This is a genomic window from Plantactinospora sp. BC1 (genome assembly GCF_003030345.1).
Classification (GTDB): domain Bacteria; phylum Actinomycetota; class Actinomycetes; order Mycobacteriales; family Micromonosporaceae; genus Plantactinospora.
In genome coordinates this window covers 2,884,097-2,902,762 of the sequence record NZ_CP028158.1, presented here as the reverse complement: position 1 = coordinate 2,902,762, position 18,666 = coordinate 2,884,097, and the positions used below count along the sequence as shown (strand labels likewise).

Below are 18,666 nucleotides of genomic sequence, written 5' to 3'. Positions count from 1 at the left end.
ATTCAGCTGGCCGAGGGCAGCCGCCACACCTGGAAGGTCGGGCCGTCCCCGGGCAGCGTCAGCGCGCCGTCCGGGCCGGGGCGCAGCGCGTCCGCACCGCCGTAGAGGTTGACCGCCTCCGGCCCGGCCAGGGGCGGCCCGGCCAGCCGGACCGGCTCGGCGGTGCCGCGCCGGGCCAGTACCAGCACCGACTCCGTCGGCGACTCGCGCAGGAAGACCAGGCTCTCCGCGTCGGCGTACGCCCAGCGCAGGCCGCCGTGCCGCAGCGCCGACACCGACCGGCGCAGCCCGAGCAGTCCCCGGTACCGCTCGAAGGTGGCCCCGTCCCAGCTCTCCGGTCGCCGCCACGGCATCGGGGTACGCGAGTCCTCGCCGTTGCGCCCGGTCAGCCCGAGTTCGTCCCCCGCGAAGATCATCGGTGTGCCGGGGAGCGTGCAGAGCAGCCCGACCGCGACCTCCTGCCGGTCGGCGTCGCCGACGACGGTGCGGATCCGGGCCGAGTCGTGCGAGCCGAGCAGCAGCCACGAGTGGGTGAGCGCCCGCCACGAGACCAGCGCGCCGAACGCCCGCATCGTGGCCAGCACCTCCGGCCCGTCCCGTCGGGGCACCCCGCCCGGTACGCCGAGGAAGTCGGGCAGGTCCAGCCCGTCGTGCCGCAGCCAGCTCCACACCGGACGGCAGAACCCGGCGTAGTTCATGGTGCCCTGCCAGCCGTCCGCGTCCAGGTCACCGGTGAAGTCGTGCCCGTGCTCGGCCACCACCAGCCCATCCGGCCTGGTCGCGGTGACCGCCGTGCGCAGCGCCGCCGCCACCTCGTGGGTGTACGCGTCCCGGCCGCGCCGCCCGGTCATGTTGGCCACGTCCACCCGCCAGCCGTCCAGCCCGTACGGCGGGTGCAGCCAGCGGTTCAGCACCGAGTCCGGCCCGGCGAGGAAGCGTCGGCGCAGTTCGGGGCTGCCCCAGTTCAGCTTCGGCAGCGACTTCACGCCGAGCCACGACTCGTAGTCGCCGGTCTCGTCGAAGTAGTACAGCCCCCGGTCCGGGGAGTCGACGTCGGAGACGGCGTCGACGAACCACTCGTGGCTGTCCCCGGTGTGGTTGCTGGTGATGTCGCCGAGCAGCCGCCAGCCCCGGGCGTGCACCTCGGCGGCGAGCCGGGCCAGCGCGGCGTCCCCGCCGAGCAGCGGGTCGACGTGCCCGAAGGTGGCGGCGTCGTACCGGTGGTTGGAGCGGGCCGGGAAGATCGGGGTCAGGTAGACGGTGTTCACCCCGAGCCGGTCGAGGTGGTCCAGCCGCTCGGCGACGCCGTCCAGGTCGCCGCCGTAGAACTGGTACGGCGTCTCCGGCCCCCGGCCGATCACCGGGGTCCGGTCCCAGTCGCACGGGATCGCCCAGTCCGGCGCCGGTCGGGCGTCGGCGGCGGCCGACCGGGCGAACCGGTCGGGGAAGATCTGGTAGACGACGGCGTCCCGGGCCCAGGCCGGCGGCGGGTCGTACGCCACCAGCCGGAAGTCGGTGTTGTCCGGTACGTCGTGGCCGAAGTCGCCGAGCGCGTTGACCCAGCGCTGCCGCCCGGCCGCCCCGGTGAGCAGGAACCGGTAGGTGGTCACCGGGTTGCGGACCTCGACCTCGGCCCGCCACCAGACCTCGCCGCCGGAGCGCCGGTCGACGGTCGCCTCGGTGAAGTGCGGCTCGCCGTCCGGGGTGCTGCGCAGGTACACCCGGTCGAACCGGGACGTTTCAGGGACCCGGAGGAAGACGTCGACGGTGTCGCCGAGCGCCGGGGCCTGCTCCGGCACGTGCAGCGCCGAGCCGTCGTGGTGTGGTCGCGGCTGGCCTGCCGGGGCTGTCATCGGTCCGGTCATCCCTTGGTGCCGCCGCCGGTCAGCCCGGAGACCAGGTGCCGCTGGGCGTAGAGGAAGACCAGCCCGGCCGGGATGGTGACCAGCACCGCCGCCGAGGTGAGGTACTCCCACTGCGGGTTGAACTGGGGTACGAACTGCTGTAGCCCGTACGCCAGCGTGAAGTTCCGGTCCTCCTGGATGAAGGCGGAGGCGTACGCCACCTCGCCCCAGGCGGTGAGGAAGGCGTAGAAGCCGGTGACCGCCAGTGCCGGCCGGGCCAGCGGGAGCACGATCCGCCAGAAGATGCCGAACGGCCCGCAGCCGTCGATCGCCGCCGCCTCGTCCAGGGCGGTCGGGATGGAGTCGAAGTAGCCCTTGAGCATCCAGGCGCAGAACGGCACCGCGATGGTCAGGTTCGCGATGATCAGCGAGGCCGGCGTGTTGATCAGCCCGAACCGCGCCATGATCATGTAGATCGGCACGATCAGGATGGCGACCGGGAACATCTGGGTGACCAGGAAGACCGTCATCAGTGGCCGGCGGCCCGGGAAGTTGAACCGGGAGACCGCGTAGCCGGTGGTGGCGGCGAGGAAGATCCCGAAGAGCATGGTGAAGGCGGCGACCAGCACCGAGTTGCCGAACCAGCGCAGGAACCGGGTCTCGCCCAGCACGTACGCGTAGTTGGCCAGCGTCGGGTCCTCGACCAGGCTGATCTCGCTGCTCTGCACCGCGTACCCGGGTTTGAAGGAGGAGAGCAGCACCCAGAGGATCGGCCCGACCGCGATCAGCGAGGCGACGATCAGCGTGGCGTGCAGCCCCACCGACCGCAGCGGGCTCCGGCCGGTACGCACGGATCGGCTCATCCTCACCACACCTCGCCCTGCTTGCGCATCGCCCGCCGGTAGAAGATCGAGAAGACCAGCAGAATGGAGAGGATCAACACCCCGTAGGTCGAGGCGAGCGAGTAGTTCCGGATCCCCTCGAAGGCGGCCCGGTAGGCGCCGGTCACCAGGATGTCGGTCTGGCCGGCCGGCTGGCCCTCGGTGACCAGGAAGATGATCGGGAACATGTTGAAGGTCCAGATGGTGCCGAGCAGCAGCACCGTCATGCTGACCGGGCGCAGGCCGGGCAGGGTGATGTTGACGAAGCGCTGCCACGGGCTCGCGCCGTCGATCTCGGCCGCCTCGTAGAGCTCGTCGGGGATGGTCTGCATGCCGCCGAGCAGCGCCACCATCATGAACGGCACCCCGAGCCAGATGTTGGTGACGACCGCGGTGAACAGCGAGGTCCACCGGTTGGCGAACCAGTCGACCGGGTCGATCCCGACGGCGGTGAGCAGCGAGTTCGCCAGGCCGAACCGCTCGTTGAAGATGAACTTCCAGGCGAAGGCGCTGACGAAGGCCGGCACCGCCCAGGGCAGCACCAGCAGTACCCGGTAGAGCCCGCGCAGCCGCATCGGCCGGTTGAGCATGGTGGCCAGGCCCAGCCCGAGGCCGTAGTGGAAGACCACACAGACCGAGGTCCAGATCAGCGTGACCCCGGTCCACTGCCAGAACTCGCCGACCTGCCCGGTGAGCACCCGAACGTAGTTGTCCAGCCCGACGAACTCCCACCGGTTGGGGTTCTCCTTGCAGACCTCCCCACCGGTGATCGACCTGGTGCAGACCTCGGCCAGCTGGTTGGCCTCGGTCAGGTCGGTCAGCGAGAGCCAGACGCCGCGGACCAGCGGATAGAAGATCAGGACCGCGAGTACCAGCACGACGGGGAGGACCATCGCCCAGGCGTACCAGTGCTTGTCCCAGCTTCGGCGCAGCCGGGACGGGCCGGCGGGGCGGCGTCCGGGCGGCGCGGGCGCCGGCGCCGGGCCGGCGGTCACGGTGGTCATCAGCAATGCTCCAGGAAGGGAGCCCGGCAGGGCCGCCGGCCAGCGCCGGCCGGCCCCGCCGGGTGCCGGAGGGGAGCGCCGGCCGGGGCCGGCGCCGACGGTCAGATCACATGCCGTACGACGGTACGACCTCGGACTTGTACTTGTTGGCGACCTCGTCGAGCGCCGCCTTCGGGTCCTTGTTCTGCACCAGGACCTGGGTGGCCATCTGGTCCAGCGGGCCGAAGAACTGCCCGCCCTCGGGGATCCACGGCCTCGGCACCGCCGACTCGACCACCGGCCGGAACGCCGAGACGACCGGGTTGTTCTTCACCGCGTCGAGGTCGTACGCCGACTTGCGGGTCGGCAGCAGGCCCAGCTTCTCGGCGAGGAAGGCCTGCGACTCCGCCGAACTCATGAACTTGACGAACGCGATCGCCGCCTCGACCTTCTCCTGCGGCATGCCGGACCAGACCACGTAGTTGTGCCCGCCGACCGGGGCGCCGGCCTTGGCCGAGCCGGCCGGGACCGGGGCGACGCCGAGGTTCGCCAGGCCGCCGAAGGTCGGCGCGGTGGAGATGTTGTTGACCTCCCACGGCCCGTTGACGATCATCGCGACCTTCTTCTCCTTGAAGAGGGTCATCATCGTCCCGTACGCGTCGTTGGCGGCCGGCTTCGGAGCGGCGCCGCTGGCGATCAGGTCCTTGGCCACGTTCAGGCCGGCGACGTTCTGCGCGGAGTTGACGACGATCTTCTTGGCTCCGGCGTCGACCAGGTCACCGCCCTCGCCGTACATGAAGGGCAGCATGAAGTAGCCGGCCGGGTTGACGTAGACGCCGTCGGCACCGGTCTTCTGCTTGACCGCCAGCGCGGCGGTCTTCAGGTCGGCCCAGGTGGCGGGGGGCGAGCTGATGCCGGCCCTGGTCAGCAGCTCCTTGTTGTAGAGCAGGGCGAGCGAGTCGGTCACCTGCGGTACGCCGTACGTCTTGCCGTCGTACTTGTCCGCCGAGAGCGGGGTGGGCAGGAAGTCGGACTCGTCGGCGGTCAGCTCCGAGCCGTCGAGGGCGTAGAGGTAGCCGAGCGAGGCGAACTCCGGCACCCAGGCCACCTCGGCCCGGAGGATGTCCGGGGCACCGGTCTTGGCCTGGGCCGCGGTCTTGAACTTGTTCTGTGCCTCGCCGAACGGCACCGACTGATAGTTGATTTTGACGTTCGGGTACGTCTGGTTGAACTTCGCGACGAGTTCCTGGAAGGCCGGTCCCTCGTTCTTCGGGTCCGAGGTGTCCCACCAGGTCAGTTCCGCTTTCAGGGCGGCGGGATCGGTCTTCTGGCCCGACTCCCCCGACTTGTCGTCCTCGCCGCCGCAGGCGGCGAGCGTCAGAGCAAGGGTCGTGCAGGCGAGTACGACGATCCCTCTGGCTGTGCGACGCATCTAGCGCTCCTAGTCTGCCGGCCGGGTATCGGCGGGACAGTAGCAAGGAGTTGCCGATTACGAAACCCCTTGCAAACCCACTTGCAACAACCGCCGCCCACTCGTCATCTGACCCGGGCAGTTCGTCCTGTTTGAAGCGCCTACCGGGCGGCCGGCACCGCACCGTCGCCCCGGTACCGCCACCGCCAGCAGCATCGGTCGGCCGGGTCCCGGGCCAGCTTTGCAAGTACTTGCCGTGGGCTACGCAAGAAACGACTCGTGGGCTACAGTTCCGCCATGCGTGCACGACTGGCCGACATCGCCCAGCAGGCCGAGGTGAGTGAGGCCACGGTGTCGCGGGTGCTCAACGACCGCCCCGGGGTGGCGCCGGAGACCCGGCAGGCCGTACTCACCGCACTCGACGTGCTCGGCTACGAGCGCCCCGCCCGGCTGCGCAAGCGCAGTGCCGGACTGGTCGGGCTGGTGGTGCCGGAGCTGGAGAACCCGATCTTTCCCGCCTTCGCCCAGGTCGTCGAGTCGGGGCTGGCGCAGGCCGGCTACACCTCGGTGCTCTGCACCCAGACCCCGGGCGGAGTGACCGAGGACGAGTACGTCGAGATGCTGCTGGACCGGCAGGTCTCCGGAATCGTCTTCGTCTCCGGCCTGCACGCCGACACCTCCGCCGATCCCGCCCGCTACCGCACGCTGATCGCCCGGCCGCTGCCGATCGTGCTGGTCAACGGCTACCAGCCCAGCCTGCCGGCGCCCTTCGTCTCCTGCGACGACCGGGAGGCCGGCGAGCTGGCCGTGGCCCACCTGGTCGCGCTCGGGCACCGCCGGATCGGCCTGATCACCGGGCCGGGCCGGTTCGTGCCGGTGCAGCGCAAGGTGGCCGGGTTCAAGGCCGCGATGAAGCGGCTGGTCGGCCTGGCCGACGCCGAGCTGGACGAGTTGGCCGAGCTGTCGCTGTTCGGTGTGGAGGGTGGCGAGGTGGCCGCCGCCCGGCTGCTCGACCGGGGCGTGACCGGGCTGGTCTGCGGCTCCGACCTGATGGCGCTGGGCGCGATCCGGGCGGCCCGGCAGCGCGGCCTGTCGGTGCCGGCCGACCTCTCCGTGGTCGGCTACGACGACTCGCCGCTGATGGCCTTCACCGATCCGCCGCTGACCACGATGCGGCAGCCGGTCACCGCGATGGCGGTGGCGGCGGTACGCGCGCTGGTGGACGAGATCCACGGGCACGCCGCGCCGCACTCGGAGTACATCTTCCGGCCGGAGCTGGTGGTGCGCGGCTCGACGGCGGTGGTGCCGGGGGTGCTGGACAAGCCGGCGGACCAGCCCCGGCCGCCGGCCGACCTGCCGCTGCCGGTCTGATCCGGCCGGGTCCGGCGGGGCAGCGTCGGCAGCTTCTTGCGCAAGAAATGCTTGACTCTTGCAGATCCGGACCGGCATCCTGGCCCGACATCCTGCGCTGACCCGCCCGGCATCCCCGTGCCTGACGAACGGACAACCCCCGCATGAGTGAGCGCAGCGAGCGAATCAGCCAGTTCAGTGCGGATGTGCCTCATGACGGCACGCAGCGAAGCGGAGTGCCGGCATGAGCGTCTCCCCCGCACCGAGCCGGCCCGAGGACTGGTGGAAGTCCGCGGTGGTCTACCAGGTCTACGTCCGCAGCTTCGCCGACGCCGACGGCGACGGCACCGGCGACCTGGCCGGGGTACGGAGCCGGCTGCCGTACCTGCGCGACCTCGGCGTGGACGCGCTCTGGCTCACCCCGTTCTACCGCTCTCCGATGGTCGACGGCGGCTACGACGTCGCCGACTACCGGGACGTCGATCCGATCTTCGGCACCCTCGACGACTTCGACACCATGATCACCGACGCGCACGCGCTGGGGCTGCGGATCATCGTCGACATCGTGCCGAACCACACCTCGGACGCGCACCCGTGGTTCGTCGCCGCCCTGGCCAGCCCGCCCGGCTCCGCCGAGCGGGACCGCTACCTGTTCCGGGACGGCCGGGGAGCCGACGGTGAACTCCCGCCGAACGACTGGGAGTCGATCTTCGGTGGCCCGGCCTGGACCCGGGTCCCGGACGGCCAGTGGTACCTGCACCTCTTCGACCCGGCCCAGCCCGACCTGAACTGGCGGCACCCCGAGGTACGCGCCGAGTTCGAGGACGTACTCCGGTTCTGGCTCGACCGTGGCGTCGACGGCTTCCGGATCGACGTGGCACACGGAATGATCAAGGCGGACGGGCTGCCGGACGTCGGCGACAGCGTGCCGGCCGGCCAGCGCCAGGTCGAACTGCTCGGCCGGGCCCGGCTGCCCTACTTCGACCAGGACGAGGTGCACGACATCTACCGGGCCTGGCGGCCGATCCTGGACAGCTATCCGGGCGGCCGGATGGCGGTCGCCGAGGCGTGGGCCGAGACCCCGCAGCGGCTGGCCCGCTACGTCGGCCCGGACGAGCTGCACCAGGCGTTCAACTTCGACTTCCTCGACGCCACCTGGTCGGCCGACTCGTTCCGCAAGGTGGTCGACACCGCACTCGCCGAGTCGGCGATCGTCGGCGCCCCGACCACCTGGGTACTGTCCAACCACGACAAGCAGCGGCACGTCACCCGGTACGGCGACGGCGCGCTCGGGCTGCGCCGGGCCCGGGCGGCCGCCCTGCTGATGCTCGCGCTGCCCGGCAGCGTCTACCTCTACCAGGGTGAGGAACTCGGCCTGCCGGAGGTACTCGACCTCCCCGACGAGCTGCGCCAGGATCCGGCGTTCCGGCGCACCGGCGAGAGCCGGGACGGCTGCCGGGTACCGCTGCCGTGGAGCGGCGACGTCCCGCCGTACGGCTTCGGCCCGGTCGGCGGCGCTCCGGCCTGGCTGCCGGCCCCGCCCACCTGGCGGGCCCTCTCGGTCGCCGCCCAGACCGGCGCCCCGGACTCGACCCTGGAGCTGTACCGGGCGGCGCTCCGGCTGCGGCGCGAGCAGACCGCGCCGGCCGGCGGGGCGACCGAGCCGGGCGGGGTGACCTGGTTGGAGGGCGAGCCGGGGGTGCTCGCCTTCAGCCGGCCGGCGGCCGGTGCGGCGGAGCTGGTCTGTGTGGTCAACTTCGGCGCCGAGCCGGTCTCCGTCGACGGTTACGGCGCGCCGATCCTGCGCAGCCAGCCGCCGGGCCCGGCCGACGACCCGGCCCGGTTGGCGACCGACACGGCAGGGTGGTTCATCCGGCCGGTAACCGGGTAAGCCACTATCGACCTGGTCGTCCGCCGCGCTCCGCGCCGACGGGCGGCCGGGGCCGCGACCCCTTTGTGGTGGAGGGGATGGTGGTGCCGGTGCTCCGGGAGCGCGTTCCCGGAGCACCGGTGCGTTCGGGCCGGGTGAACTGGCCGGGCGCCGACCCAGGAGGCCCGACGGAGCCGGGCGGTCAGGAGGCGGGGCGGGTGAGCAGGGCGGCGATCCGGGCGATACCCGCGCGCACCTCGGTGGGGTCCGGAGGTTGCCGGGGCTGCGCCGGAGCGCCGGTACCCTCGCCGATCACCTCTTCCTCGCCGAGGTCCTCGTAGTCGCCGTAGATGCTGGTGTCGTCGAGGTCCGCCGCCTCGTCCTCGGCCTCGACCGCGATCTGCGCGGCGGCGATCTCGGCCCGGATCTCCTCGGCGGAGACCCGGGGCAGCAGCGGCTCGACCACCGCCATCAGCTCCTCGTCGGCCACCACCGACTCGGCCAGCGCCAGCGCGTGCGGCCGCTCGTACGGGCCGCAGACCACCGGCTCCCACTCCGCGTCGTCGTCCAGCGGCCCGAAGGTGATGATCCAGGGCAGCGCGAGGATCGGCGAGTCATCCGGCAGGTCCAACGTCACTAGTGCGCCCACGCGACTCATCATCGCGGCGATCGGCGCACGATTAGTGGCTTTTGCCCGAATCACAGCTCAGGTCACTTTCCCCGGGCCCGGTCACGCTCGGCTGCCGCCGGCACCGACCACCGTCCTCAACTGGTCGACGGCGGATGCGGCCGGGCCGGATCGGGCACCTCCGGCGCCCCGGTCAGGTCCTGCACCCTCCCCTGCCGGCTCGTCGCCGCGATCGCCGCGCCGAAGAGCAGCAACTGGTTGAGCAGATAGAGATAGATCAACAGGCCGACCGCGCCGGCCACCACCGTGTACGCCGGATTGCGCTCCCAGCGCACCACGTAGTACCGGCCGACCGAGTTCAGCAGCGTCACGCCCAGCGCGACCAGCAGCACCGGCGGCAGCCAGCGCCGGAAACTCATCCGCAGCCGTGGTACGGCGAGCAGCAGCGCCGAGGCGAGCAGCATGTTGACCAGGAACGCCAGGAACCAGCTACAGATGGTGAGCCCGACCGAACGCGCGCCGAGCAGCCAGCTCAGCAGCGACTCCAGCGCGTCCACCGCACCGATCGAGAACCCGAGCAAGACGAAGATCGCCAGCAGTACGGCGAGGTCGACGAGCTGGCGCAGCACGACGTAACCCGGATGCTGGGCGAGACCGTGGATCAACCGCTGCGAGGAGCGGATCGACTCCACCCAGCCGATCCCGGTGACCGCCAGCAGGATCAACCCGATGATCCCCGGGCGGCTGCTGCTCTGCCGGATCTGCTCGGGGTCGACGAACGGCAGGTTCCGGTTGAGGAAGCCGACGATCACCTCGCCGCTCTCCGCGCTGTCCCCGAGCAGCGCGCCCAGCACCGCGTACGCCACCAGGCCGAGGGCGAAGACCGCGAAGAAGCCGTAGTAGGCGATCGCCGCCGCCAGCCGGGCGCCGAGCACGTCCGTGTAGCGGCCCACCGCCCGGGCGAGGTGGTCGAACCACGGCGACCGTCGACGGTACGCCGTCAGTCGGGCGTCGATGCGCAGCACCGCCCGCTCGAACGCGTTCACGCCGCCATCCTTCTCCATCGCCACCCGGCGCGGGGCCCGCTCGACCCGCCACGCCGGCACCTCGACGCCCCGAACCGACTTCCGGCCGTCGGACGGGGCTCAGCCGCCGAGCGGGAAGTCCCGGCGCGGCTGCCAGCGGGCGTCGCCGCTGTGCGAGAAGAGGGTGAACTTCTCGACCTTGAACAGTGCGGAGAAGTCGGCCAGGTCCTCGTAGACCCGGTCCAGCGCCTCCGGCGCGACGTCCTGGGCGACCGTGACGTGCGGATGGTAGGGAAAACGGCTCTCCCGGCGCAGCTCGGGCGCCCGGCCGATCGCCGCCGCGAGCAGCTCGCACTCGCTGATCCCGGCCGCCACCACCACGAAGACCACCTCGGTGATCGGCCGGAAGGTGCCGGTGCCGCGCAGGTGCAGCAGGTACGGCCGGTGCCTGGCCGCCACCTCGGCCAGGTGCCGCTCCACCTCCGGCAGGCTCGCCAGGGGTACGTCGGTCGGCCCGAGCAGCGTCAGATGCGCCGGCACGTACGCGGCCTGCGGGTCGCCGGCCTCCGCCCGCCGCCGGGTGAGGAACTCACACCACGGCTCCGGCACATCGACGGCGACCCCGATCCGGGTCATCGGAGTTCCCGGATCCTGCGATCCGTCCGTGACAACCACACTCCGCTCCACTCACCCGCCGGCCGGCAGCGCGCCGCCCGGCGACCACGTCCCGGTACCCCGGCGGTCTGAGGTCCCCGCCGGGACGTCCGGCGGGCTCAGCCGTTCCGCGTACCGGGCAGGAACCCCACCCGGTCGTACGCCTCGCGCAGCGTTGCCGAGGCGACCGCGCGGGCCTTCTCGGCACCGATCGCCAGCAGCTTGTCGAGCTGCGCCGGGTCGTCCAGGTAGCCCTGGGTGCGCTGCTGGATCGGCCGGACGAACTCCGCCACCACCTCGGCCAGGTCCTTCTTGAGATCCCCGTAGCCCTTGCCCGCGTACGCCTCGACCAGCTCGTCGATGCTCCGGTCGGTCAGCGCGGAATAGATGACCAGCAGGTTGGAGACCCCCGGCTTCCGCTCCGGGTCGAAGAGGATGTCCCGCCCGGTGTCGGTCACCGCCGACCTGATCTTCTTGGCCGACTTCGCCGGGTCGTCCAGCAGCATGATGATCCCGGCCGGCGACGAGGACGACTTCGACATCTTGGCCGTCGGGTCCTGCAGGTCGGTGATCTTCGCGGTGTCCTTGACGATGTACGGCGCCGGCACGGTGAACGTCCGGCCGAACCGGGTGTTGAAGCGCTGTGCCAGATCGCGGGTCAGCTCCAGGTGCTGCCGCTGGTCCTCGCCGACCGGTACGGCGTCGGCCTGGTAGAGCAGGATGTCGGCGGCCTGCAGGATCGGATAGGTGAAGAGCCCGACGCTGGACCGGTCGGCGCCCTGCTTGACCGACTTGTCCTTGAACTGGGTCATCCGGCTCGCCTCGCCGAACCCGGTGATGCAGCTCATCACCCAGGCGAGCTGGGCGTGCTCCGGCACCTGGGACTGGACGAAGAGGGTGGTCCGCTCCGGGTCCAGCCCGACCGCGAAGAGCTGGGCCGCCGCGACCCGGGTGGAGTGCCGCAGCGCGACCGGGTCGTGCCCGGCCGTGATCGCGTGCAGGTCGACCACGCTGTAGAAGGTGTCGTGCGTCTCCTGCATCGCCACCCAGTTGCGTACCGCACCCAGGTAGTTGCCCACGTGGAACGAGTCGGCCGTCGGCTGGATCCCGGAGAGCACCCGGGGCCGGGCAGGAGCGTCGGACATGCCGGCAATTCTGACAGCAACCATGGGAGCGTGTCCGCACGCCCCCGTGCCATTCCGCCCCGGTCACACCGGCCAGCCGCCGAGCTGTCCGGCGGAAAGCCGGGAACCGGCCGCGACGGTGCGGACTCGTACCCTGAAACCGGAGTCGGTCGGCGGCTCCGCCGCATCCGGGTGCGGCGTACCGCCCGGCCGGGAGGGACAGCGCTTGGCACGGGATCGGGGCGGACGCTCCTCCGGCGGCGGGCAGGGCGCGGTGGACGAGGCGATGGGCGAGCTGTACCACGCCTGCTACCGACGACTGGTCGCGCAGGTCTACGCGTTCACCACGGACCTGACCGAGGCGCAGGACGTGGTGCAGGAGGCGTTCGCCCGGGCGATCGCCCGGCCACAGGGGCTGGCCGACGTCGACAACCCCGAGGCGTGGCTGCGTACGGTCGCGGTCAACGTCGTACGGCGGCGCTGGCGGCGACGCCAACTGCTGGACACCATCCTGCTGCGGGACCGTCCGGTGGCCCGACTGGTCGAGGCCGCTCCCGGCCCCGAGCGGACCGACCTGCGGGAGGCCCTGGCCGGCCTGCCGGTCAGCTATCGGGAGGTGATCGTGCTGCACTACTTCGCCGACCTGCCGGTCGAGGAGATCTCGTCCGTGCTCGGGGTGCCGACCGGCACGGTGAAGTCCCGGCTGTCCCGGGGACGTACGGCGCTCGCCGCCCGACTCGGCGACTACCAGGGCACCGGCGGACCAGGAGCGGGACCAGCGGCGGGATCGGGATCGGCGCCGGGATCGGGAGCGCAGGGCCGGCCGGACCCGGCGGCCGACAGCACGGACCGGCGCGCCGACACGGCGAACCCGCCGGCCGGTCGGCCGGATGCGACGGCGGCCAGGACGGAACCACCGGCCCGGGTGCGGCCGGCGGTGCGACGGGGGTGAGAGATGCCTGACCGAGACCTCTCCGGCCCGGACCTCGACACCCGGCTGGCACGCGGCCGGGCGGCGCTGCTGGACAGCATCGACCAGCCGCCCCTGGCCCGGATCCGGGACCGCGCGGCGACCCGGCGTCGTCGCCGGCACGCCACCGGCGCGGCCGGTGGCGCCGCCCTGCTCGGCCTGGCGGTCGTGGCGACCGTGGCGCTCCAGCCGTGGACGGCCGACGGCACCCCTCCGACCCCGCCGCCGGTGGCGGACGTACCGCCCGGCGGCCCGGTCTACACCGGGGCCGGGATCACGATCAACGGGCTCACCACCTCCGCCGTCGCGCACGTGCCGGGGACGATCAGCGACGTCGAGTTCGTCGACCCCGACCACGGGTACCTTTTGGCCCGCTGCGGGGCCGCCGAGCCCTGCCCGGCCAACCTGGCCCGGACCGGCGACGGCGGCGCGAGCTGGCAGTACAGCGAACTGCCGGCCAGCAGCGCCGGAGAGCGGGACCTGGAGCTGGCCGCCTTCCCCGACGGACGGCTGCTGGTCAGCCACCCCGGCGGGGCGTACGCCTCCACCGACGAGGGCCGGAGCTGGCGGGAGGTCGACACCGGGGACGGGACCGCCCAGGTTCCGGCGGTTCGGGGCGACCTGCTCCGGGCCGGACCGGGCGGCGGGCGGTGCGACCTCGACGTGGAGGTGTGGCGGCCGGAGCGGGCCCGGGCCGGTGTCCCGGCGACCACACCCGGTCTCGACGTCTGCTGGGTGGCACCGGCGGCCGGCGCCGACGGGGCCTGGTGGGTGGGCGGCTTCCGGGACGGCCGCGCCTCGGTGGCGATGACCCGGGACCGGGGCGCCAACTGGCGCACCGTCGACCTGCCCGGCGCCACCCCCGGGGCCGGTACCGTCGAGGTGGCCAGCCTGGGCAGCCAGGCGTACGCGGCGGTGCTCGGCCCCGACCGGGCCCTGCTGGCCCTCTACCACTCCGCCGACGGTGGCGAGACCTTCACCCGGAGCCGGGCCGGCGGGTCGGGCCTGCCGGCCGGGCTCGCCGGTGCGCTGGTCCCGCTGCTGGACGGCCGGCTGCTGGTGACCGGCACCGACCGGCAGCTCTATCTGAGCACCGACGACGGGGTGACCTTCCAGCCGGCCGGCGGGAGCCTGCCGCCGCTCGCAAGGCTGGAGCGGACCGTCGCCGGCTACGTCGCCTACGACCTCTTCGGTTCCGGCTGGGCGGCCTACTCGGCCGACGGTGCCACCTGGCGCAAACTCCAGATCATCTGACCGGCCCCGGTCCGGGCATCACCGGGGCCGCGCGTCAGCGCAGGTCGGCCGAGCCGGGCGAGGGCGCGGCAGCCTCTCCGGCCTCCCGCTCACTGTGCTCCTCGCCGCGCACCTCGCTGTGCCCGTCGCCATGCCCGTCGCCGCGGCCGTCGCCGCGCACCTCGCCGCGTCCGTCGCCGCGCACCTCGCCGCGTCCGTCGGTACGCGCGGCCGGCACGCTGGGCCGCTGCTGCTCCGGGAGCCGGGCCACCGAGATGCCGACCCGGGCCACCCGGCGGCCCTCGACCGCCAGCACCCGCAGCAGCCAGCCGTCCGGGTCGGAGCCGTCGTCCGGGTCACCGCCGTTGCGGTGCCCGCCCGCCGAGCGGCCCAAACCGCCCCCGTTGCCGGACCCGCCTGGTTCGGCCACGCCCGGCACCGGTACCTCGTCGCCGCAGACCGGCAGCCGGCCGAGGGCGGCCATCACGAACCCGCCGACCGTCTCGTACGGGCCGGGTGGCAGGGCGAAGCCGACCCGTTCGGCGAAGTCGGCGAGGTTGAGCCGGCCGTCCACCTCGGTCGGCCCGCCGGTCGGCACCGGGTCGGGCGCGCTGTCGTACTCGTCGTGGATCTCGCCGACCAGCTCCTCGATCAGGTCCTCCAGGGTGACGATCCCGGCCGTGCCGCCGTACTCGTCGATCACGACCGCGAGGTGGTGCCGCTCGCGGCGCATCTCGGTCAGCGCCGCCAGCACCCGCTTGCTGCCCGGGATCTTCTTCACCTCCCGGGTCAGGTCCCCGATCGTGGTGCAGACGTCGTCGTCCGGGCGGAGCAGCACGTCGCGCAGGTGCACGAAGCCGACCACGTCGTCGGAGGTGCCGTCGACCACCGGGTACCGGGTGTGGGTCTCGACCCGGACGAGTTGGGCCGCGTCCTTCAGCGGCAGTCCGGCGGCCAGGAAGACCACCTCGGTCCGGGGCATCATCACCTCCCGGACCAGGCTGGCGCCGGCCACGAGCACCTCGTCGATGATCCGCCGTTCGACCGGGTCGAGCCGGGTGTTCGCGGCGACCAGGTCGCGGAGTTCGGCCTCGCTGATCTGCTCCCGACCCGCCGTCGGGCTGGCCCCGAGCAGCGCGGTGACCAGTCGGGTCGAGCCGTCCGCCGCCCGTACGATGATCCGGGCCAGGGCCCGCGCGAGTGGACCCGGTTGCCGTTTAGGACGCCCCGGCGATCGTCGCCGGGGCCCGGTACTGCCGCCGTCCCGCATGCCAAGGATGGTAGACACCGGAGGTGCCCGATGTGGGCACCTCCGGGCCCGCGTCATCCCACCGGTCGATGTTCGACTCTGTGCAGAATTGGCAGAACATGGTGGAATGCTGAGGGCGCGCGCCTCGGCGCCGAACACGAGGCCGATCCGGAACCGTCTGCGGAGTCGGCCCGGCATCCGTCGTACCGAAGCAGAAAGGGCACAGGCGTGAAACTGCTCGTCACCGGAGGTGCCGGTTACGTCGGCAGCGTCGTCACCCGGCTGCTGCTGGACGCCGGACACGACGTGGTGGTCCTCGACGACCTGCGTACCGGGCACGCCGAGGCACTGGCTCCGGAGGCCACCTTCGTCCGGGCCGACATCGCCGACGTCGCCACTGTGCTCACCCCCGACGCAGGCTTCGACGGGGTACTGCACTTCGCCGCGCTGATCGCGGCCGGGGAGTCGATGGTCAAGCCGGAGCTGTACTGGAAGGTCAACACCGTCGGCTCACTGGCGCTGCTCGACGCCGCCCGGCTCGCGCGGGTATCCCGGTTCGTCTTCTCCTCCACCGCCGCCGTCTACGGCAACCCGACCGAGACGCCGATCAAGGAGACCAGCACCCCGCTGCCGACCAGCACGTACGGCGCCACCAAGCTCGCCGTCGACCTGGCGCTCACCTCGATGGCCACCGCGCACGGGCTGGCGGCGGTGTCGCTGCGCTACTTCAACGTCGCCGGGGCGTACCTGCGGGACGGCGTGGCGCTCGGCGAGCGGCACGAGCCGGAGACGCACCTGATCCCGATCGCCCTCCAGGTGGCCGCCGGCCGCCGCGACAAGCTGCAACTCTTCGGCGACGACTACCCGACCGAGGACGGCACCTGCGTCCGGGACTACATCCACGTCGAGGACCTGGCCCGGGCACACCTGCTCGCCCTCGACGCCGCCAAGCCCGGCGCGCACCAGGTCTTCAACCTCGGCAACGGCTGCGGCTTCTCCAACCGCCAGGTGGTGGAGGCGGTCCGCGAGGTGACCGGGCACCCGGTACCGGTCGAGACCGCACCGCGCCGCCCCGGCGACCCGGCCGCGCTGGTCGCCTCCGCCGAACGGGCCCGGGCCGACCTCGGCTGGACCCCGGCCAAGCCGGCTCTGCCGGAGATCGTCGCCGACGCCTGGACGTTCTACCGGGAGCAGATCCTCGGCGGAGCGGCGTCGTGACCGGCCGCTCCGACACCGGCCACCGGCCGGCCGCGACGAACCACCCGGACCGGCCGGTCGGGCCGGTCGCCGACCGCGCCACCGCCGGCTTCTCCACCGAGTACGGCGGCGAACGTCCCGCCGGAGTCTGGGCCGCACCCGGACGGGTCAACCTGATCGGCGAACACACCGACTACAACGACGGCTTCGTGCTGCCGTTCGCGCTGCCGCAGCGCACCGTCGTCGCGGCAGCACCCGAGCAGGGGCGACGCTGGACGGTCTGGTCCGAGCAGGCCGGTGAACGGATCTCGTTCGGCCGGGCCGACGCCGCCGAACCGGGCCGGGTCACCGGCTGGGCGGCGTACGTCGCCGGGGTCGTCTGGGCGCTGCGCGAGGCCGGACACGACGTACCGGTGGCCCGGCTCGCCATCGCCTCCGACGTACCGCTCGGGGCCGGACTCTCCTCCTCGGCGGCGCTGGAGTCCGCCGTACTCACCGCCCTGGCCGACCTCGGCGAACTGGAGCTGCCGCTGGCCGACCGGCCGGCGCTGGCGCAGCGGGCCGAGAACGACTACGCCGGGGTGCCGTGCGGGATCATGGACCAGTCCGCGTCGCTGCGCTGCCGGCCGGGGCACGCGCTCTTCCTGGACTGCCGGACACTCGCCGTCGAGCAGGTACCGTTCGATCTCGACGCCGCCGGGCTCGCCATCCTGGTCGTCGACAGCAACGCGCCGCACCGGCACGTCGGCGGCGAGTACGCCGCCCGCCGCGCCGCCTGCGAGTCCGCCGCCGCCGCGCTGGGCGTGCCGGCGCTGCGGGACGTGACCGTCGACCGGCTCGACGCCGCGCTGGCCCGGCTGGACGACGAGACGGTACGCCGCCGGGTCCGGCACGTGGTCACCGAGAACCAGCGGGTACTGGAGACCGTCGAGTTGCTCCGCGCCGGCCGGCTCGCCGAGATCGGGCCGCTGCTGACCGCCTCGCACGCCTCGATGCGGAACGACTTCGAGATCACCGTGCCGGAGGTGGACACCGCGGTCGAGGCGGCCCTGACCGCCGGGGCGTACGGGGCCCGGATGACCGGGGGCGGGTTCGGCGGCTGCGTACTCGCCCTGGTCGACGCGGCAGCCGCCGAGACGGTGGCGTCGAGGGTCGCCGAGGCGTACGCCGAGCGTGGCTTCCGGGCCCCGTCCACCTTCACCGTCACCCCGGGGGCCGGAGCCGAACGGATCGACTGACGATGCCGGACCCCCGCCTTGGTGGTTCAGGCTTGGCGGTCACGTTCCCAGGCGGCATGGTCCGCCTCGATCCGCTGCCACACCGCCCGCAACCGCTCCTCCGGTACGTCGTCGAGCGGCAGGTGGAACACCTCCCGCAGCAGGGCGCGCCATTCGGCGTACCCGGAAAGCTGCCGGACCGTCGCGGGGCCGGCCACCGGCCGTTCGGAGAGCATCCGGCCACGGATGATCCGGACACCGGCCGGGGTCCGGTGCTGCACCGTCACCACCCGCACCATCCCGGACGTCGGCGAGGTGGAGATCTCGACGTGCTTGGCCAGCAGGTCGGTCGGCCCGGTCGCGGTGGTCGGAAAATCCATCCCGACGAACGCGCCGCCGGGCTCGTGGTCGAACCGCCAGCCGCCCGGCACCGAGTCCGACGGCCGCAACCGGAACCGGTCGTCCGGGCCGAACGCCCCGGCGACCAGCGGCACCGGGTCGAGCGGGCCGTCGCCCAGTCCGGTGTCCAGCCACCAGCCCTGGCCGTCGAGGACGGTGGTCAGCGCGAGATGGTTGCCGCTGTCCCCGGCCTGGTCGCCGGGCTGGCCCTGCACGCCGGCCCGGTGCCAGGTCACCGGGTAGCCGAGGGTGGTCAGCAGCGCGGAGAAGGCCCCGTTGAGCTGGTAGCAGTAGCCGCCCCGCCCCGCCACCAGGTGACCGGCCGCCTCGGCCGGGTCCATCCCCCGCCGCTCCCCCAGCGCGATCCAGACGGTTTCGTACGGCACCCGCTCGACGTGCGCGGCATGCAGCCGGTGCAACTGCGCCACCGACGGCCGCTCCGCCCGCTCGGCCGCCGGGTCGAGCCCCAGCCGGCGCAGGTAGGCGGTGGCGACCTCGTCGTCGAGCGCCGGTGGCCGCCAGAGATTCACTTCTGTCGATAGGGAGCCGATCACCGCGTCAGCTTAGCCAGGGGTACCGACAACAACGGTTCGGCTGCTCAGGTGATGACGGATCGACTGGCTCGCCCGAC

15 protein-coding genes and 1 pseudogene are annotated in these 18,666 nt (G+C 72.7%); 6 read left to right on the top strand and 10 right to left on the bottom strand.

Features of this window, described 5'->3' with window-relative positions:
* Positions 1-2: 2 nt before the first annotated feature.
* The 4 genes from C6361_RS12455 to C6361_RS12440 all read right to left on the bottom strand — a co-directional run bounded on the left by C6361_RS12455 (position 3) and on the right by C6361_RS12440 (position 5,140).
* Complete coding sequence (locus tag C6361_RS12455; protein ID WP_107270914.1) at positions 3-1,853, bottom strand: glycoside hydrolase family 13 protein; 1,851 nt, start codon at positions 1,851-1,853, stop codon at positions 3-5.
* Positions 1,854-1,861: 8 nt separating this feature from the next.
* Positions 1,862-2,707: a sugar ABC transporter permease gene (locus C6361_RS12450; RefSeq protein WP_107257765.1), complete on the bottom strand. Its 846-nt coding sequence runs from the start codon at positions 2,705-2,707 to the stop codon at positions 1,862-1,864.
* A 2-nt stretch (positions 2,708-2,709) separates the two neighbouring features.
* Positions 2,710-3,729 carry a carbohydrate ABC transporter permease gene (locus tag C6361_RS12445; protein ID WP_107267838.1) on the bottom strand — a complete coding sequence of 340 codons (1,020 nt, stop codon included), beginning with the start codon at positions 3,727-3,729 and terminating at the stop codon, positions 2,710-2,712.
* A 106-nt stretch (positions 3,730-3,835) separates the two neighbouring features.
* A complete protein-coding gene (locus C6361_RS12440) occupies positions 3,836-5,140 on the bottom strand; it encodes an extracellular solute-binding protein (RefSeq protein ID WP_107257763.1) in 1,305 nt (434 codons plus the stop codon).
* Between the two features lie 276 nt (positions 5,141-5,416).
* On the opposite strand from C6361_RS12440, the gene C6361_RS12435 reads away from it, so the two are divergent.
* Positions 5,417-6,490, top strand: coding sequence for a LacI family DNA-binding transcriptional regulator (locus tag C6361_RS12435; RefSeq protein ID WP_199853333.1), 1,074 nt, complete (start codon positions 5,417-5,419; stop codon positions 6,488-6,490).
* A 223-nt stretch (positions 6,491-6,713) separates the two neighbouring features.
* Positions 6,714-8,360 carry a glycoside hydrolase family 13 protein gene (locus C6361_RS12430; protein WP_107267837.1) on the top strand — a complete coding sequence of 549 codons (1,647 nt, stop codon included), beginning with the start codon at positions 6,714-6,716 and terminating at the stop codon, positions 8,358-8,360.
* A 181-nt stretch (positions 8,361-8,541) separates the two neighbouring features.
* On the opposite strand, the gene C6361_RS12425 is transcribed toward C6361_RS12430, so the two are convergent.
* The 4 genes from C6361_RS12425 to trpS all read right to left on the bottom strand — a co-directional run bounded on the left by C6361_RS12425 (position 8,542) and on the right by trpS (position 11,791).
* Positions 8,542-8,988: a hypothetical protein gene (locus tag C6361_RS12425; protein ID WP_107267836.1), complete on the bottom strand. Its 447-nt coding sequence runs from the start codon at positions 8,986-8,988 to the stop codon at positions 8,542-8,544.
* A 116-nt stretch (positions 8,989-9,104) separates the two neighbouring features.
* A complete protein-coding gene (locus C6361_RS12420) occupies positions 9,105-10,013 on the bottom strand; it encodes a YihY/virulence factor BrkB family protein (protein WP_304598534.1) in 909 nt (302 codons plus the stop codon).
* A 99-nt stretch (positions 10,014-10,112) separates the two neighbouring features.
* The gene (locus tag C6361_RS12415) at positions 10,113-10,628 is read right to left on the bottom strand and encodes a 2'-5' RNA ligase family protein (protein ID WP_107267835.1); all 516 of its coding nucleotides are present in this window, start codon (positions 10,626-10,628) and stop codon (positions 10,113-10,115) included.
* Positions 10,629-10,765: 137 nt separating this feature from the next.
* Positions 10,766-11,791 carry a tryptophan--tRNA ligase gene (gene trpS / locus C6361_RS12410; RefSeq protein WP_107257758.1) on the bottom strand — a complete coding sequence of 342 codons (1,026 nt, stop codon included), beginning with the start codon at positions 11,789-11,791 and terminating at the stop codon, positions 10,766-10,768.
* 205 nt (positions 11,792-11,996) lie between these two features.
* On the opposite strand from trpS, the gene C6361_RS12405 reads away from it, so the two are divergent.
* Positions 11,997-12,722, top strand: coding sequence for an RNA polymerase sigma factor (locus C6361_RS12405; protein WP_234359463.1), 726 nt, complete (start codon positions 11,997-11,999; stop codon positions 12,720-12,722).
* A 3-nt stretch (positions 12,723-12,725) separates the two neighbouring features.
* Positions 12,726-13,994, top strand: coding sequence for a sialidase family protein (locus tag C6361_RS12400; protein ID WP_107267834.1), 1,269 nt, complete (start codon positions 12,726-12,728; stop codon positions 13,992-13,994).
* A gap of 223 nt (positions 13,995-14,217) precedes the next feature.
* Here the strand turns inward: C6361_RS12400 and C6361_RS12395 are convergent.
* A pseudogene (locus C6361_RS12395) lies at positions 14,218-15,243 on the bottom strand (hemolysin family protein); the annotation flags it as partial.
* 207 nt (positions 15,244-15,450) lie between these two features.
* On the opposite strand from C6361_RS12395, the gene galE reads away from it, so the two are divergent.
* Together galE and galK are read left to right on the top strand one after the other, a co-directional pair.
* Positions 15,451-16,440, top strand: coding sequence for a UDP-glucose 4-epimerase GalE (gene galE, locus C6361_RS12390; RefSeq protein ID WP_107267832.1), 990 nt, complete (start codon positions 15,451-15,453; stop codon positions 16,438-16,440).
* Complete coding sequence (gene galK, locus C6361_RS12385; RefSeq protein ID WP_107267831.1) at positions 16,437-17,657, top strand: galactokinase; 1,221 nt, start codon at positions 16,437-16,439, stop codon at positions 17,655-17,657. Before galE ends, galK begins: the two co-directional genes overlap by 4 nt.
* A gap of 26 nt (positions 17,658-17,683) precedes the next feature.
* On the opposite strand, the gene C6361_RS12380 is transcribed toward galK, so the two are convergent.
* Positions 17,684-18,589: an arylamine N-acetyltransferase gene (locus tag C6361_RS12380; RefSeq protein ID WP_199853331.1), complete on the bottom strand. Its 906-nt coding sequence runs from the start codon at positions 18,587-18,589 to the stop codon at positions 17,684-17,686.
* Positions 18,590-18,666 lie beyond the last annotated feature (77 nt).

Bases quoted from the DNA above. Each gene is read 5' to 3' on its own strand.
- C6361_RS12415 (WP_107267835.1), bottom strand. From the start codon at position 10,628: ATGACCCGGATCGGGGTCGCCGTCGATGTGCCGGAGCCGTGGTGTGAG.
- trpS (WP_107257758.1), bottom strand. From the start codon at position 11,791: ATGTCCGACGCTCCTGCCCGGCCCCGGGTGCTCTCCGGGATCCAGCCG.
- C6361_RS12435 (WP_199853333.1), top strand. From the start codon at position 5,417: ATGCGTGCACGACTGGCCGACATCGCCCAGCAGGCCGAGGTGAGTGAG.
- C6361_RS12445 (WP_107267838.1), bottom strand. From the start codon at position 3,729: ATGACCACCGTGACCGCCGGCCCGGCGCCGGCGCCCGCGCCGCCCGGA.
- C6361_RS12400 (WP_107267834.1), top strand. From the start codon at position 12,726: ATGCCTGACCGAGACCTCTCCGGCCCGGACCTCGACACCCGGCTGGCA.
- C6361_RS12430 (WP_107267837.1), top strand. From the start codon at position 6,714: ATGAGCGTCTCCCCCGCACCGAGCCGGCCCGAGGACTGGTGGAAGTCC.
- C6361_RS12440 (WP_107257763.1), bottom strand. From the start codon at position 5,140: ATGCGTCGCACAGCCAGAGGGATCGTCGTACTCGCCTGCACGACCCTT.
- C6361_RS12455 (WP_107270914.1), bottom strand. From the start codon at position 1,853: ATGACAGCCCCGGCAGGCCAGCCGCGACCACACCACGACGGCTCGGCG.
- C6361_RS12450 (WP_107257765.1), bottom strand. From the start codon at position 2,707: ATGAGCCGATCCGTGCGTACCGGCCGGAGCCCGCTGCGGTCGGTGGGG.